The sequence below is a fragment of the Lelliottia sp. EB106-05-01-XG201 genome (genome assembly GCF_058791735.1).
On sequence record NZ_JBYTDV010000001.1, the window covers coordinates 3,074,704 to 3,089,928 of the forward strand.

General features: G+C 57.0%; 12 protein-coding genes. 6 read left to right on the plus strand and 6 right to left on the minus strand.

Features of this window, described 5'->3' with window-relative positions; all coding sequences use genetic code 11:
- Positions 1-40 precede the first annotated feature (40 nt).
- The 4 genes from cydD to infA all read left to right on the plus strand — a co-directional run bounded on the left by cydD (position 41) and on the right by infA (position 4,786).
- Positions 41-1,807 carry a heme ABC transporter permease/ATP-binding protein CydD gene (gene cydD, locus AC3WS9_RS14460; protein ID WP_324724020.1) on the plus strand — a complete coding sequence of 589 codons (1,767 nt, stop codon included), beginning with the start codon at positions 41-43 and terminating at the stop codon, positions 1,805-1,807.
- Positions 1,807-3,528 (plus strand): heme ABC transporter ATP-binding protein/permease CydC, encoded by a 1,722-nt coding sequence (gene cydC / locus AC3WS9_RS14465; RefSeq protein ID WP_492489005.1) that lies wholly within the window; start codon positions 1,807-1,809, stop codon positions 3,526-3,528. The genes cydD and cydC overlap by 1 nt, the downstream gene beginning before the upstream one ends.
- 46 nt (positions 3,529-3,574) lie before the next feature.
- On the plus strand, positions 3,575-4,279 hold the full coding sequence (gene aat / locus AC3WS9_RS14470; RefSeq protein WP_492489007.1) for a leucyl/phenylalanyl-tRNA--protein transferase: 705 nt from the start codon (positions 3,575-3,577) through the stop codon (positions 4,277-4,279).
- Between the two features lie 288 nt (positions 4,280-4,567).
- On the plus strand, positions 4,568-4,786 hold the full coding sequence (gene infA, locus AC3WS9_RS14475) for a translation initiation factor IF-1 (RefSeq protein WP_002211347.1): 219 nt from the start codon (positions 4,568-4,570) through the stop codon (positions 4,784-4,786).
- Positions 4,787-4,855: 69 nt separating this feature from the next.
- Here the strand turns inward: infA and AC3WS9_RS14480 are convergent, their stop codons facing one another.
- The 3 genes from AC3WS9_RS14480 to clpS form a co-directional block, all read right to left on the minus strand.
- Positions 4,856-5,308, minus strand: a complete 453-nt coding sequence (locus tag AC3WS9_RS14480) for a hypothetical protein (protein WP_492490336.1) — start codon at positions 5,306-5,308, stop codon at positions 4,856-4,858.
- 526 nt (positions 5,309-5,834) lie between these two features.
- The gene (gene clpA, locus AC3WS9_RS14485) at positions 5,835-8,114 is read right to left on the minus strand and encodes an ATP-dependent Clp protease ATP-binding subunit ClpA (protein ID WP_282492352.1); all 2,280 of its coding nucleotides are present in this window, start codon (positions 8,112-8,114) and stop codon (positions 5,835-5,837) included.
- A 27-nt stretch (positions 8,115-8,141) separates the two neighbouring features.
- Positions 8,142-8,462, minus strand: a complete 321-nt coding sequence (clpS, locus tag AC3WS9_RS14490; protein WP_282492351.1) for an ATP-dependent Clp protease adapter ClpS — start codon at positions 8,460-8,462, stop codon at positions 8,142-8,144.
- A 319-nt stretch (positions 8,463-8,781) separates the two neighbouring features.
- On the opposite strand from clpS, the gene cspD reads away from it, so the two are divergent.
- A complete protein-coding gene (gene cspD / locus AC3WS9_RS14495) occupies positions 8,782-9,003 on the plus strand; it encodes a cold shock-like protein CspD (protein ID WP_100777020.1) in 222 nt (73 codons plus the stop codon).
- A gap of 120 nt (positions 9,004-9,123) precedes the next feature.
- Here cspD and macB read toward each other — a convergent pair whose 3' ends face one another.
- Together macB and macA are read right to left on the minus strand one after the other, a co-directional pair.
- A complete protein-coding gene (macB, locus tag AC3WS9_RS14500) occupies positions 9,124-11,064 on the minus strand; it encodes a macrolide ABC transporter ATP-binding protein/permease MacB (protein WP_492489011.1) in 1,941 nt (646 codons plus the stop codon).
- A complete protein-coding gene (gene macA / locus AC3WS9_RS14505; RefSeq protein WP_492489013.1) occupies positions 11,061-12,176 on the minus strand; it encodes a macrolide transporter subunit MacA in 1,116 nt (371 codons plus the stop codon). The genes macB and macA overlap by 4 nt, the downstream gene beginning before the upstream one ends.
- Before the next feature lie 159 nt (positions 12,177-12,335).
- Here macA and AC3WS9_RS14510 point away from each other — a divergent pair, with 159 nt between their 5' ends.
- On the plus strand, positions 12,336-13,292 hold the full coding sequence (locus AC3WS9_RS14510; RefSeq protein WP_492489015.1) for a VirK/YbjX family protein: 957 nt from the start codon (positions 12,336-12,338) through the stop codon (positions 13,290-13,292).
- Here AC3WS9_RS14510 and AC3WS9_RS14515 read toward each other — a convergent pair.
- Positions 13,289-14,947 carry an ATP-dependent endonuclease gene (locus AC3WS9_RS14515; protein WP_282492346.1) on the minus strand — a complete coding sequence of 553 codons (1,659 nt, stop codon included), beginning with the start codon at positions 14,945-14,947 and terminating at the stop codon, positions 13,289-13,291. The two genes, AC3WS9_RS14510 and AC3WS9_RS14515, sit on opposite strands and share 4 nt — an antisense overlap.
- Positions 14,948-15,225: the final 278 nt, after the last annotated feature.

The window sequence follows — 15,225 nt, forward strand, 5'->3', positions numbered from 1 at the left end:
CGGTTGTCTAATTTCTTATAACTCACCTGCAAAGCGCGTAATGGAAAAAACCCGTCAACAAGAGTTAACTCGCTGGCTGAAACAGCAAAGCGTTATTTCCCGCCGCTGGCTGACTATTTCCCGTCTTTTGGGTCTTATCAGCGGTTTGTTGATTGTTGCCCAGGCATGGCTGCTGGCCCGCATTCTTAACCATATGATCATGGAGAACATTCCGCGCGAGGCAATATTATTGCCCTTTATCGTGCTGGTGTTGATCTTTGTGCTGCGCGCCTGGGTGGTCTGGCTGCGCGAACGCGTGGGCTTTTACGCCGGACAGCAGATTCGCTATGAAATCCGCCGTCAGGTCATGGACAGGCTCCAGGAAGCCGGTCCCGCCTGGATTCAGGGCAAACCTGCCGGAAGCTGGGCGACCCTGATCCTTGAGCAAATCGACGATATGCACGACTACTACGCCCGCTATCTGCCGCAGATGGCGCTGGCGGTCTGCGTTCCGTTGCTGATCGTACTGGCGATTTTCCCGTCTAACTGGGTAGCGGCGCTAATTCTGCTCGGCACCGCGCCGCTGATCCCGATGTTCATGGCGATGGTCGGCATGGGTGCGGCGGATGCAAACCGACGTAACTTCCTCGCGCTGGGCCGTCTGAGTGGGCATTTCCTCGACCGCCTGCGCGGCATGGAAACCCTGCGCGTCTTTGGTCGCGGCGAAGCGGAAATCGATAATATTCGCGTCGCGTCACAGGATTTCCGCCAGCGCACCATGGAAGTACTGCGCCTGGCGTTCCTCTCCTCCGGCGTGCTGGAGTTCTTCACCTCCCTGTCGATTGCGCTCGTCGCGGTTTACTTTGGATTCTCCTATCTTGGCGCGCTGGATTTCGGTCATTACGGCACAGCCGTAACGCTTTCCGCCGGTTTCCTGGCGCTGATCCTGGCCCCTGAATTTTTCCAGCCGCTGCGCGATCTGGGGACGTTCTATCACGCCAAAGCGCAGGCCGTGGGTGCTGCCGACAGCCTGAAAACCTTCCTCGAAACGCCGCTGGCAAACCCGGAGCGGGGTGATATCACGCTCAACAGCAAAGAGCCAATCGCCGTTCATGCGCAAGATTTCTCTGTGCTCTCGCCGGAAGGCAAAGTGCTGGCCGGGCCGCTCAACTTTACCCTCTCTGCGGGCCTGCGCGTGGTATTGGTCGGGATCAGCGGCTCGGGCAAAAGCTCGCTGCTGAATGCCTTATCCGGATTTATGGCGTACACCGGCTCGCTACAGATCAACGGCACCGAACTGCGCTCGCTGGAGCCTGACGCCTGGCGCAGACAACTCAGTTGGGTCGGGCAAAACCCTCAGCTACCGGCTGCCACGCTGCGCGAGAACGTGCTGCTGGCGCGCCCTGACGCCCGCGAAGACGAACTGCAATCAGTGCTGGACCGCGCCTGGGTCAGCGAGTTTCTGCCGATGCTGCCGAACGGCGTTGATACCGTCGTGGGCGATCAGGCGGCAGGATTGTCCGTCGGGCAGGCCCAGCGTATCGCTGTGGCGCGCGCATTGCTCAACCCCAGCCAGCTCATGCTGCTCGACGAACCCGCCGCCAGCCTGGACGCACACAGCGAACAACGTGTGATGCAGGCGCTGAACGAAGCTTCACGCCAGCAGACTACCCTGATGGTCACGCACCAGCTCGAAGGCATTGCCGACTGGGATCAGATCTGGGTGATGGAAAACGGACATATCGTCGAACAAGGCGATTACGCGACGCTCGCGGCCGCGCAGGGGCCGTTCGCCGCCCTGCTGGCTAACCGTCAGGAGGATATTTAATGCGCGCCTTACTGCCGTATCTCGCCCTGTATAAACGCCATAAATGGATGCTGACGCTGGGGATTGTGCTGGCGATTGTCACTCTGCTGGCCAGTATCGGCCTGCTGACGCTCTCCGGCTGGTTCCTCTCGGCCTCCGCCGTCGCAGGCGTTGCCGGGCTCTACAGTTTTAACTACATGCTGCCCGCTGCGGGCGTGCGTGGCACCGCGATTGCCCGTACCGCCGGGCGCTATTTCGAGCGTCTGGTCAGCCACGATGCAACCTTCCGCGTCCTGCAACATCTGCGCGTTTCCACCTTCAGCAAACTGCTGCCGCTCTCCCCTGCCGGGCTGGCGCGTTTTCGCCAGGGCGAACTGCTGAACCGCGTGGTGGCCGATGTCGATACGCTGGATCACCTCTATCTGCGCGTGATTTCCCCGCTGGTCGGGGCCTTTGTGGTGATTGTGACCGTCACGCTCGGCCTGTGCGTGCTCGACGTGCCTATCGCCCTGACGCTCGGCGGCATCATGCTGCTCACCCTTCTCCTGCTGCCACCGCTGTTTTATCGCGCGGGGAAATCGACCGGGGAAAGCCTGACGCGTCTGCGCGGTGACTATCGCCAGCAGCTGACCTCCTGGCTGCAGGGTCAGGCAGAGCTGACGATTTTCGGGGCCAGCCGCCGCTATCGCGCTCGCATGGAAAGCACCGAACTGAGCTGGCACGAAGCCCAGCGCCGACAGTCTGAGCTGACGGCCCTCTCCCAGGCGGTGATGATGCTGATCGGTGGGATTGCGGTGATCGCAATGCTGTGGATGGCATCCGGCGGCGTGGGTGATAACACCCAACCTGGCGCGCTGATTGCGCTGTTTGTCTTCTGTGCGCTGGCGGCATTTGAAGCTCTCGCCCCGGTCACCGGTGCTTTCCAGCATCTCGGCCAGGTGATTGCGTCTGCCGTGCGTATTACCCAGATTACCGAGCAACAACCGGAAGTGCAGTTCACCACGAAAGACGACACCGTTCCTGAGTCTGTGGCGGTGCATCTTCATAACGTGACCTTTGCCTACGACGGGCAGGCGCAAAACGCGCTGGATGGTATCAGACTGACCATTCCGGCAGGCAAACACGTCGCCGTTCTCGGCAGAACCGGCTGTGGCAAATCGACTCTGCTGCAACTGCTGACCCGCGCCTGGGACCCGCGCCAGGGTGAGATCCGCTTTAACGACACGCCGCTCGTGGAGTTTAGCGAGTCGACCCTGCGCAAATCCGTGAGCGTGGTGCCTCAGCGCGTGCATTTGTTCAGCGCCACCCTGCGCGACAACCTGCTGCTGGCGTCACCGAACGCCTCGGACAGCGAACTGAGCGCCGTGCTGGAGCAGGTCGGCCTGCAAAAACTGCTCGAAGGCGATGGCTTAAACGAGTGGCTCGGCGAAGGCGGTCGTCAACTTTCGGGCGGCGAGTTGCGTCGTCTGGCGGTCGCGCGTGCGCTGCTGCACGATGCACCGCTGATGTTGCTCGACGAACCGACGGAAGGGCTGGACGCGACCACCGAAAGCCAAATCCTTGATTTACTGGCGCAAGTGATGAAAAACAAAACCGTGCTGATGGTGACGCATCGCCTGCGCGGACTGGCGAATTTCGACCAAATAATTGTAATGGACAACGGACAAATTATTGAGCAAGGTAATCACGCAGAGCTGTTAGCAAAACAGGGTCGCTACTACCAGTTTAAACAACGTCTGTAGACTATATTTGAACCGATCCTAACTCGCGTATTGGAGTTTCGCAGTCATGCGCCTGGTCCAGCTTTCTCGTCATAATATTGCGTTCCCTTCGCCAGAGGGAGCGCTACGTGAACCCAATGGGCTGCTGGCGCTCGGGGGCGATTTAAGCCCCGCGCGACTGCTGATGGCCTATCATCGCGGTATTTTCCCCTGGTTTTCCCCCGGTGATCCCATTCTGTGGTGGTCGCCCGATCCTCGCGCGGTGCTGTTACCAGCAGAGTTTCATCTCAGCCGCAGCATGAAACGCTTCCATGCTAAATCGCCTTATCGCGTCACCCTCAATCATGCTTTCGGCGAGGTGATCGAAGGCTGCGCCAGCGATCGTCATGAAGGCACCTGGATCACCCATGATATCGTCAGGGCCTACCACCGATTGCATGAGCTGGGCCACGCCCACTCTATCGAAGTGTGGGAGAACGACGAGCTGGTTGGCGGCATGTACGGCGTGGCGCAAGGCACGCTGTTTTGCGGTGAGTCGATGTTCAGCCGCGCCGTGAATGCCTCTAAAACAGCTCTGCTGGTGTTCTGCCAGCAGTTCGCTCTGAGCGGTGGTCAACTGGTGGATTGCCAGGTGCTGAACGAACACACCGCGTCGCTCGGCGCCGTTGAAATATCGCGTCGTCACTACCTGGAAAAGCTGGATGCTATGCGTTTGCAGAAGCTGCCGCAGAACTTTTGGGTGCCCAGAACACTGTTTGTGCCTCAGCTCTAAATGTTTTCCGCCCATTTCTGATGAGGAGTGTTATAATTGGTGCCGCAGAGTAGGTTCAGCCTGTTGCCCCGCCGCCGTTTGGGAATCCTTCGCACCAGATAACGTCCTAGCGTTTATCCTGTCGCCTCCCCTTTACGAATGCGCTTCTCGTACGGTTATACCGTGACGACTGGGCAATACGCCGAAACTGTTTTGTTGCGTTTTAAACGCACAATTCTTTACTTAATTGATGAATTTCGGCATTATCTTGCCGGTTCAAAACTTGGTAGTGATACCCCAGAGGATTAGATGGCCAAAGAAGACAATATTGAAATGCAGGGTACCGTACTTGATACGTTGCCTAACACCATGTTCCGCGTAGAACTGGAAAACGGTCACGTGGTAACCGCGCACATCTCCGGTAAAATGCGCAAAAACTACATCCGTATCCTGACGGGCGACAAAGTGACTGTTGAGCTGACCCCGTACGACCTGAGCAAAGGCCGCATTGTCTTCCGTAGTCGCTAATTGTTATCGCCACTCAAAGGCGTAGAGATATTTAAAAGGTCGGGGAATCCCCGGCCTTTTTTATTTCCGCTATAAACCGGGCTGAGCGGGAAAATGTATTACCACCTGAGGCTGGAACGGCGCGACTAAATCCTCCGTCATCGCATGCGTTATATCGTGAAGCAGCCCCGTCAGATGCGGGAGCATATCGTGGTCAAAGTGTGAAACCAGCAAAACATGGTTTAACGCACGACAGTAATCGCATTTCATCTCCGTATCTTCCAGCAACCACTCTCTTTTTTTCGGCTCTTCCGCTTCTTCCTCCAAATCAACGACGTAAAAATCGCTCATCGATTCAGCCAGTTCTTGTTTTACGACACTAAGATAAGCGTCAAGACAGCGGCAGATAGGCTGTAGTTGCGGAAGTAAGTTGCAGCCGATAAGGATTTCGGTCAGGAGATTGCAGCGCTCGGCAAGCGCACGAAGATCTGGTTTGCAAGCCAGTTCGGTATAGAGGCTGGAGTTATTGCTTTCGATAGTCATCATTCATCCTTAATGTACGTGAAGTTATCCGCACACATTTTTCAGGACGCCAATCCTGGCACCTGATTTTGCAGGTGCGCCGCCATTTTATTACTGTGATTTTATCCAGCAATAACCCGATTTAAATTCTGGAAAACGCCTCGCAAAATTTCAGCGGCTCAAGATATTCATCTTGTGAAGGTATCGCTGCGAGGGCGGCGTCAGCACCAGAGCCGCATGTTCCCCCTCACCCTAACCCTCTCCCTCAAGGGAGAGGGGACCGATTGAGCAAACACTTTCACCCTGGAGATCATCCACACAGGCGGGGGACCGATTGAGCAAACACTTTCACCCTGGAGATCACCCACACAGACGGGGGACCGATCGAGCAAACACTTTCACCCTGGAGATCACCCACACAGACGGGGGACCGATTGAGCAAACACTTTCCCCCTGGAAATCACCCACACAGACAAGGGATCGATCGGGCCGAAAACAGGCATAAAAAAACCGGGCTTTCGCCCGGCTTTTACCAAAACAATCAAACTCAGTGAGCCGCTTCCGGCTTATGCTTCTGCGCACTCTGGAAGTCGTACGTCAACTCCCCTTTCGCCTGATCCAGCGCCACTGTCACCTGGCCGCCGTCTACCAGTGAACCGAACAGCAGCTCGTTGGCCAGCGGTTTTTTCAGGTTGTCCTGAATGGCTCGCGCCATCGGACGGGCACCCATTGCGCGGTCGTAGCCTTTCTCGGCCAGCCAGTTGCGGGCCTCCTGGCTCACTTCCAGCGACACGCCTTTCTGATCCAGCTGAACCTGCAGCTCGACAATGAACTTGTCCACCACCTGATGGATCACCTCGGTCGACAAGTGATCGAACCAGATAATGTTGTCCAGACGGTTGCGGAACTCTGGCGTAAAGATCTTCTTGATCTCTTCCATCGCGTCGGTGCTGTTATCCTGGTGGATCAGGCCGATCGATTTACGTTCCGTTTCACGCACACCGGCGTTGGTGGTCATCACCAGCACCACGTTGCGGAAGTCCGCTTTGCGCCCGTTGTTGTCGGTCAGCGTCCCGTTGTCCATCACCTGCAAGAGGATGTTGAACACGTCAGGGTGCGCTTTCTCGATTTCATCGAGCAGCAGTACCGCGTGCGGATGCTTGATCACCGCGTCGGTGAGCAGGCCGCCCTGGTCAAAGCCCACGTATCCCGGAGGCGCACCAATCAGACGACTGACGGTGTGGCGTTCCATGTACTCGGACATATCAAAACGCAGCAGCTCAATACCCAGCGCTTTCGACAGCTGCACCGTCACCTCAGTTTTCCCGACACCGGTTGGACCGGCGAACAGGAAGGAACCGACCGGCTTGTGCTCGTGTCCCAGCCCTGCACGGGCCATTTTGATGGCTTCGGTTAAGGCCTCAATGGCTTTATCCTGACCAAACACCAGCATTTTCAGGCGATCGCCGAGGTTTCTCAGGGTATCGCGGTCGCTCTGAGAAACACTCTTCTCAGGGATACGCGCGATGCGAGCCACGACAGATTCGATATCCGCCACGTTGACGGTTTTCTTGCGTTTGCTGACCGGCATCAGACGCGCACGCGCACCCGCTTCGTCGATCACGTCAATCGCTTTATCCGGCAGGTGACGGTCGTTGATGTATTTCACCGCCAGCTCCACCGCCGCACGCACCGCTTTGGCGGTGTAACGCACGTCGTGGTGCGCTTCGTACTTCGGTTTCAGGCCGTTGATGATCTGCACCGTTTCTTCAACGGATGGCTCAGTAATATCAATTTTCTGGAAGCGGCGCGCCAGCGCACGGTCTTTCTCGAAAATATTGCTGAACTCCTGATAGGTGGTCGAGCCCATCACCCGGATCTTGCCGCTGGAGAGCAGCGGTTTGATCAGGTTTGCCGCATCCACCTGGCCGCCAGACGCCGCGCCTGCCCCGATGATGGTATGAATCTCATCGATAAACAGGATGCTGCTGGTGTCTTGTTCCAGCTGTTTCAGCAGAGCTTTAAAGCGTTTTTCGAAATCGCCGCGGTATTTGGTGCCCGCCAGCAGAGAACCGATATCCAGCGAGTAGATGGTGCAATCGGCCATAATTTCCGGGACATCGCCCTGCACAATACGCCAGGCCAGCCCTTCGGCAATCGCGGTTTTACCGACGCCCGATTCCCCCACCAGCAGCGGGTTGTTCTTACGGCGGCGGCACAGCACCTGAATCGCGCGTTCCAGCTCTTTATCGCGGCCAATCAGCGGGTCGATTCCGCCGACGCGAGCAAGCTGGTTAAGATTGGTGGTGAAGTTTTCCATACGATCCTCCCCGCCTGCTTGCTCTTCATTATTATTGACCTGATTGCTGGAGTCCGAGGCCTGATTCGGCTCGTCTTTTCGCGTTCCGTGAGAGATAAAGTTCACCACGTCGAGTCGGCTGACTTCGTGTTTGCGCAGCAGGTACGCAGCTTGCGACTCCTGCTCGCTGAAGATGGCAACCAGCACATTCGCGCCGGTCACTTCGCTACGGCCAGAGGACTGGACGTGGAACACCGCACGCTGCAGAACACGCTGGAAGCTGAGCGTCGGCTGAGTGTCGCGCTCCTCTTCGCTGACGGGCAGCACCGGGGTGGTTTGTTCGATGAAGGCTTCGAGTTCCTGACGTAACGCCACCAGGTCCACGGAGCAGGCTTCCAGCGCTTCGCGGGCAGATGGGTTGCTGAGCAGTGCAAGCAGCAGGTGCTCAACGGTCATAAACTCATGACGGTGCTCACGCGCTCTGGCGAAAGCCATGTTTAAACTGAGTTCCAGTTCTTGATTGAGCATAGGCACCTCCCCCAATTTTATGCCTTTTCAGGCTTTTTCCAGCGTACACAGCAACGGATGCTCGTTCTCCCTTGCATACTCGTTCACCATCGCCACTTTCGTTTCGGCCACTTCGGCAGTAAAAATGCCGCAGATAGCTTTGCCTCGATAGTGAACGGTGAGCATCAGTTGCGTTGCACGTTCAACATCATAAGAAAAGAACTTTTGTAGCACGTCAATAACAAATTCCATCGGCGTGTAATCATCGTTCATTAACATCACTTTATACATAGATGGCGGTTTTAGCGCGTCGCGCACTTTGTCTTCCGCCAGCTGGTCAAAATCCAGCCAGTCGTTGCTCTTACCCATTGTCAGTCGTCATCATCGGTTACGTTTTCCGGCAGAACATTTTCGCTGACAGGCATTGATACCTATTCTGAATCTACCTCAGATATCAGATAACAAACATCTATTACTGCCATCCGCGATGTCTGTCACATTCCCGTCAATAGCGTTAACTGCTTCAAATTTTGGTTGATTATTGTCCCAACTCCAGCGCCTGACACTTGACGATAAGGCTGGTTTATCTAAATTGTACAGGCGTGAGTTGGCGAGGTTTTGAACAGCCCCCACTCCACCACCGGTTCATTCCATCTTACTTAATAAGATATACGAAGGATGTCGAAGCATGGAAATGGGTACTGTTAAGTGGTTCAACAACGCCAAAGGGTTCGGGTTCATCTGCCCTGAAGGCGGCGGCGAAGATATCTTCGCTCACTACTCCACCATTCAGATGGATGGTTACAGAACACTAAAAGCCGGACAGTCGGTTCGGTTTGATGTTCACCAGGGGCCAAAAGGCAATCATGCCAGCGTCATTGTGCCCATCGAAGCAGAAGCTGTCGCATAGCCCTCTGATTCATTGTGTACATCCTGTCGTCAAAATGCCAGCCCGATCGGCTGGCATTTTTATTTCCAGCGCGCGATGCCCGGCGGCGCTACGCTTGCACGGGCCTACAAAACCAATCACTTACTCGCGGGCCAGCGCATCCACCGGATCCAGCCGCGCCGCATTGCGCGCCGGTAACCAGCCAAACAATACGCCCGTTGCCGTCGAACACAAAAACGCCGTCAGCAGCGCAAAGGGTGAGAAACCAATTTCCCAGCCCGGTAAGAATAGCTGCAACGTAAAGGCAATCAGCATCGACAGCGTGATGCCAAACGCACCGCCCACCAGACAGACCAGCACCGCTTCAATCAAAAACTGTTGCAGCACATCGCTGGCGCGCGCGCCGACCGCCATGCGGATGCCGATCTCACGCGTGCGCTCCGTCACCGACACCAGCATGATATTCATCACCCCAATCCCGCCGACGACCAGCGAAATCACCGCCACCAGAGTCAGGAACATCTGAAGAGTACGTGTGGTCTTTTCCGCCGTTTTCAAGACGCCGTCCATATTCCAGGTGAAGAAATCTTTCTTCCCGTGGCGCAGGGTGAGAAGTCGCTCGATCTGCTGTTCGGCCTGGGTGCTGTCGTAGCCCTCCTTCACCCGCACGGTGATGGAGTTTAGCCACGACTGCCCCATAATGCGCCCGGAGATGGTGGTGTATGGCAGCCAGACGCGCAGGATTTTACTGCTGCCGAACATCGACTGTTTCTCTTCCGCCACGCCGATCACCGTCGCGGGCATGTTGCCCACCAGAATCACTTCCCCGACGACGTTAGTTTTATTGGGGAACAGCTGACGACGCGAATTATCATCCAGCACCACCACCTGCGCGCGGCCCGCGAGCTGCTCGGCGTTGAAAGTCGCGCCCTGGCTGAAGGTCATGCCGTAGACGTTAAAATAGTCCCCGCTCACGCCGTTGGCGCTGGCCGCGACGTCGATATTCCCGTAGCGCAGGCGCAGATTTTGCGACACCGCAGGGGTGGCAGAGTTAACCCACGGCTGTTTTTGCAGCGCCACCAGATCGTCATACTTCAGCGCCTGCTGGTTTTGCGGCTCGTCGTCACCGAAATCTTTCCCGGGATAAATATCAATGGTGTTGGTCCCGATGGCACGGATATCCGCCAGCACCAGCTGTTTCGCCGCATCGCCCACCACTACAATCGACACCACCGAGGCGATGCCGATGATGATGCCGAGCATCGTCAGTAAGGTGCGCATTTTGTTTGCCACCATTGCCAGCCAGGCCATGGTCAGCGCCTCGCGAAATCCGCTGACGAACTGTCCCCAGCCCGTTGATGGCGGCATGACTTCTCTCTGTACACCGACGTGGCTTTTCCTGGCGGGGGGATTGCTAACCAACTCCCCGTCGTGGATCTCGATGATCCTTTCCGCCTGCGCCGCCACCTGCGGATCGTGGGTGACGATAATCACCGTATGGCCCTGATCGCGCAGCTGGTGCAGGATCGCCATCACCTCTTCGCCGGAATAGCTGTCCAGCGCCCCGGTTGGTTCATCGGCCAGAATCACCTGTCCGCCGTTCATCAGGGCGCGGGCGATGCTCACACGCTGCTGCTGCCCGCCGGAAAGCTGCGACGGCTGATAATCCACGCGCTCGGCCAGACCCAGCCGCGTCAGCAGCGCCTGGGCGCGCTCAAGGCGCTTCTTGCGCTCAATCCCTGCGTACACCGCCGGGACTTCGACGTTTTGCGCCGCCGTCAGATGCGAAAGCAGATGGTAGCGCTGGAAGATAAACCCGAAGTGCTCCCGGCGCAGTTTCGCCAGCGCGTCGCTGTCGAGGGTAGAAATATCCGTTCCCGCCACGCGATAGGTGCCGCTGGTCGGTTTATCCAGACAGCCGAGAATGTTCATCAGGGTGGATTTCCCGGAGCCCGACGCCCCGACAATCGCCACCATCTCCCCGGCTTCGACGCGCAGGGTGATGCCCTTCAGCACCTCCACCGCGCCGTCCCCGGAAGGATAGCTGCGGCGGATATCGTTTAGCTCAAGCAGTGCCGTCATTGCGCGGCTCCGGGCAGGGTTTCGCTGGTCACCACCTCGTCGCCCTCTTCCAGACCTTTGACGATCACCACGTCCGTATCATTACGCTCGCCAATCTCGACTTCGCGTTCGCGGGTTTCGCCGTTGCGCAGGACTTTCACTTTATAGCGATTGTTGCCTGCCGGTTCGCCCAGCGCCGCCAGCGGAACGGTTAAGACATCTTTCACGCCCGTGAGCTGAATGTGGACCTGCGCGGTCATGTCCAGGCGCAGCACGCCTTTCGGGTTAGGCACTTCGAAGCGGGCATAGTAGAAAATGGCGTCGTTAACTTTTTCCGGCGTCGGCAGGATATCTTTCAGCACACCTTCATAACGCGTATTGGGATCGCCGAGCACCGTAAACCAGGCCTTCTGGCCGGGTTTCAGATGGATCACGTCGGCCTCGGAAACCTGGGCTTTCACCAGCATGGTGCCCATATCCGCCAGCGTCAGAATGTTCGGCGCCTGCTGCGCGGCGATCACCGTCTGGCCCTGCAGGGTGGTGATTTGCGTCACTTCCCCGGCCATGGGGGCCACGATGCGGGTGTAATCGAGGTTGGTTTTGGCCGTGTCGAGAGAGGCCTGATTGCGTTTGATTTGCGCATCAATGGTGCCAATCTGCGCCTGTTTCACCGCCAGTTCGGTAGTAGCCGTATCCAGGTCCTGACGAGAAACGGCCTGAGTTTTCGCCAGCGCCTGCTGACGCCCAAGCGTCACCTGCGCAAGCTTGCGTTCCGCTTCCGCCTGGCTGCGCTGAGCGCGTAATTCCATTAGCGTCGCTTCTACTTCGCGGATCTGGTTTTCCGCCTGCTCGGGGTCGATCACCCCCAGAAGCTGACCTTTTTTCACTTTGTCGCCAATCTCAACCGACAGCGTCTTTAACTGACCGCTGACCTGCGCGCCGACGTCAACTTTACGCAGGGCGTCCAGTTTGCCTGTCGCCAGCACGTTTTGCTGCAGCTCACCCGGACGCACAATCAGCGTCTGGTAGTGTGGCACAGGCGCGTTGAGGACCTGCCACAGCCAGAACCCGCCCACTAGCAGGACGACGGCTAACAGCAAAAACAGCTTCCTGCGTTTTCCCTTGAGATTCATAAATGTTCCAAATAAATGTTCTGGCAATTATAAACGTTGATTCTAACTAAACTGTTCCTCAACGAAACCCCCGTTTTTTGTCTCTCACCCCATTTGTTGACGAGATGTTGATTAAACCCCTGCTGAAATAGCGATCTCATCCAGAAGCCAGGAATAATCATGTCTTCCATCGCCGATATACCTTCTTCCCAACGTTCTCAGCCAAAATCGGGCTGGCAGCTTTTCCAGAGCCTTGCGTCCGGCGAATTAACGCCAGGGCTTGCGTGGCAAAACCCCGCTTATCGGCGTAAATTCATGCTGCGGACACTTGCGGCACCGTTCAGCACCGCGCGCCTGCTGGCAAGCCTGGCAAAACAGCCGCGGTTAATGCAAATGTTGAAAGTGCAGCCAGGACTGCCGTGCCGTCTGCATCGTCCCTGGCTTTCGGTGGACATGAGCCGTCAGAAAGCCCTCGAGGCGCTGAACTGGCACTACCAGACCATGAGCAAAACCCTTCCGGCAGCGCTGATGAACGGGTATTTATCAAAACAAGGTGTCACCTTGTTGACACTGACCGGCAAAGACGAACAGCAGTTTAGGATCCGTCTGTGCGCCGACGCATTCCTCGATAAAGAGGGCGAAGCGACGCTGGCGTTTTGCGATCATCAGAATACGGTGCTGGCTGAGATGACCTTCACCCTGTGTCAGCACGAAGGGAAAACCACCCTCTTTATCGGTGGCCTGCAAGGGGCGAAATCTTTTGTGCCGCACGAACTGATCCAGGGCGCAACCAAAGCCTGCCACGGCCTGTTCCCGAAACGTCTGCTGGTGGAAGCGGCGATGACGCTGGGCGCGGCGTTCCCGGTCGAGCAGATTATGGCGGTCAGCAACCATACGCATATCTATCGCAGCTGGCGCTACCGCAAGAAAAAAGAGGGCAAACTGCTGGCGGATTACGACAGCTTCTGGCTCTCGTTAGGTGGCGAAGCGCAGAAGAGCGGCCACTTCCAGCTGCCGCTGGCGATGGCGCGCAAACCAATGGAAGAGATCGCGAGCAAGAAACGCTCCGAGTATCGCCGCCGCTACGAACTGCTGGACAGCCTGATCGCTCAGGTCAATCAGGCAGCCCGCAGCTAATCGGCTTTCCCGCGTGCCAGCCACAGCACGCGGGAGAACATTTTTCGCAGCAACGTCGGCACCGCGTCCACTCCTCTTCTTCCCGCTTCCGCCGCCACTTCAATGGCCAGATCTGGCTTCGATGAACGATGAATCGCTTTGGCGATGACCCGTCGCATATTCATCGGCACGTCCGGCGAAATCATGGCGACGCGATGAAAGACATCGCTGAACCCCTGGCGATACATAAAGTGTTCCATATCCATCGCCGGTAATTCCGTGAGGTGCTCGCGCTCCTCTTCCCGGTTGTTGTTCAGCAAACCGCGCACGGTGCTAGCGTATTTTTTCCCGGCCTCGTCGCCATCCACCAGCACATGCCATTCGATGCCCATCCGGCGGGCAAATTTGATCAGCGGTTTTAATCCCGACTGGGCAAACTCAATGACTTTAATTCCTTCGGCGTCGAAATGGTGACCGCACTGGCGCGCCAGTTCGTTGATCACCCAGGTTTCAGTCTCCCCTTCGACCAGCAGCCAGCAGCGGGCAAACAGCGACGACGCGCGATTAAAGCGGATGTGAAACGCGATCCGCCGACCGTCTTCCGGGCTTAACCCCCCCGGTCCAAGACGAAACGCGGTAACGCGCGACGATTCGCGCACCAGGCGGCAGACATGTTCCACCGGCGTGAGGGAGAGCAGTTCGCCGGAATTGGTGGTGGTAATGCGCTGGAGCGGCAGCAGATTCAGGAGGTGCCACGCAACAGAGAGCATGATGGGATGCAGCCGCGTCTCCGGGTCTTCCACCAGCAGCAGCGGACGCGCATCGCGGTCCAGACGCACCGAGCCTTTCGCCTGCAGCAGCGTGGAGAACAGGCCCAGCAGGATCACCCGATGCGCCCGCCCGCCGGGCCGGTCGATCATGCGGTTGATGATATCCAGATAGCGCCAGCTGCGCTGCTCATCGTGGGAACGACGGCGCATCAGACGATTATGAGTTTGCGAAATACCTTGCTCAGAGAAGTAGTGCTCCAGCAGCTGAACCATCGCCGACAGCCCCTGGCGTATCTGCCCGTCGGTCAGATTTTGCGGTCGCGCCACCAGTTCGCGCGCCAGGTAATCCAGCTCGCGGGCGGTGACTTCCACTTCAGGCAGATTCGGCACCGCCCCGTTGCGGATCCTGCGCATAAAGCGCGCATCCCGCAGGCGCAGCACCGGCATCAGGCGCACAAGATGTCCGGCCAGGGCGTCGATGTCATCGAGAATAATTGGCTGCCCGCGGGCATCCATAAACCCGCGCAGGGTCAGGACGCTGTTGTCTTCCGCCAGCTCGCCTTCCAGACGGTAAAAAATGCGCTGATAGCCATCATCCGAGGGCGTCCAGCAGGGGGAAAGCGGTCGGTAACGGCGCACGCGATGGCGGCCAGGTTCAAGCTCGCGAAAGGTCAGAATGATATGCAGGTGGTGCTCGCGCCCGAGAATATCCCCCGGCGGAAACCAAAAGTCCTCCCGAACGAAGCTGTAAAGCTCAGCGCCAGGCGAAAGCAGCAGGGTTAAGGCATCCAGCAGGCTGGATTTACCCCAGGCGTTTTCGCCGATCAGCACGTTGTTCTGTTCCAGCATCAGCGATATGCGATTAATGCCGCGAAACCCGACGATCTCCACACGTTCGAGAAACATACATCCCCCTTGAAACGCTCACTTTTTCCTTCAAGTTATCAGCAGTATAGCGGGAGGTGTGGCGACAGGACACATTAACCTTTACCGAATATGTCGGGGCTGGCGGTAAAAATCAGAATTTGCTTCTCGACTTTCGTTTGAAACATATTAGCCCGCATAAGATACTTCGCATTCCGAATTGGACTATGCTTTAAATCCATCCAGTTCGAACAAGGATTAACATCACATTGCCATAAATCAAATTAAGCAGATTTATTTAACTGGCGAAGGGGTGTTGT

Bases quoted from the DNA above. Each gene is read 5' to 3' on its own strand.
- macA (WP_492489013.1), bottom strand. From the start codon at position 12,176: ATGAATCTCAAGGGAAAACGCAGGAAGCTGTTTTTGCTGTTAGCCGTC.
- cspD (WP_100777020.1), top strand. From the start codon at position 8,782: ATGGAAATGGGTACTGTTAAGTGGTTCAACAACGCCAAAGGGTTCGGG.
- clpA (WP_282492352.1), bottom strand. From the start codon at position 8,114: ATGCTCAATCAAGAACTGGAACTCAGTTTAAACATGGCTTTCGCCAGA.
- infA (WP_002211347.1), top strand. From the start codon at position 4,568: ATGGCCAAAGAAGACAATATTGAAATGCAGGGTACCGTACTTGATACG.
- macB (WP_492489011.1), bottom strand. From the start codon at position 11,064: ATGACGGCACTGCTTGAGCTAAACGATATCCGCCGCAGCTATCCTTCC.
- AC3WS9_RS14480 (WP_492490336.1), bottom strand. From the start codon at position 5,308: ATGACTATCGAAAGCAATAACTCCAGCCTCTATACCGAACTGGCTTGC.
- AC3WS9_RS14515 (WP_282492346.1), bottom strand. From the start codon at position 14,947: ATGTTTCTCGAACGTGTGGAGATCGTCGGGTTTCGCGGCATTAATCGC.
- cydC (WP_492489005.1), top strand. From the start codon at position 1,807: ATGCGCGCCTTACTGCCGTATCTCGCCCTGTATAAACGCCATAAATGG.
- cydD (WP_324724020.1), top strand. From the start codon at position 41: ATGGAAAAAACCCGTCAACAAGAGTTAACTCGCTGGCTGAAACAGCAA.
- clpS (WP_282492351.1), bottom strand. From the start codon at position 8,462: ATGGGTAAGAGCAACGACTGGCTGGATTTTGACCAGCTGGCGGAAGAC.
- aat (WP_492489007.1), top strand. From the start codon at position 3,575: ATGCGCCTGGTCCAGCTTTCTCGTCATAATATTGCGTTCCCTTCGCCA.
- AC3WS9_RS14510 (WP_492489015.1), top strand. From the start codon at position 12,336: ATGTCTTCCATCGCCGATATACCTTCTTCCCAACGTTCTCAGCCAAAA.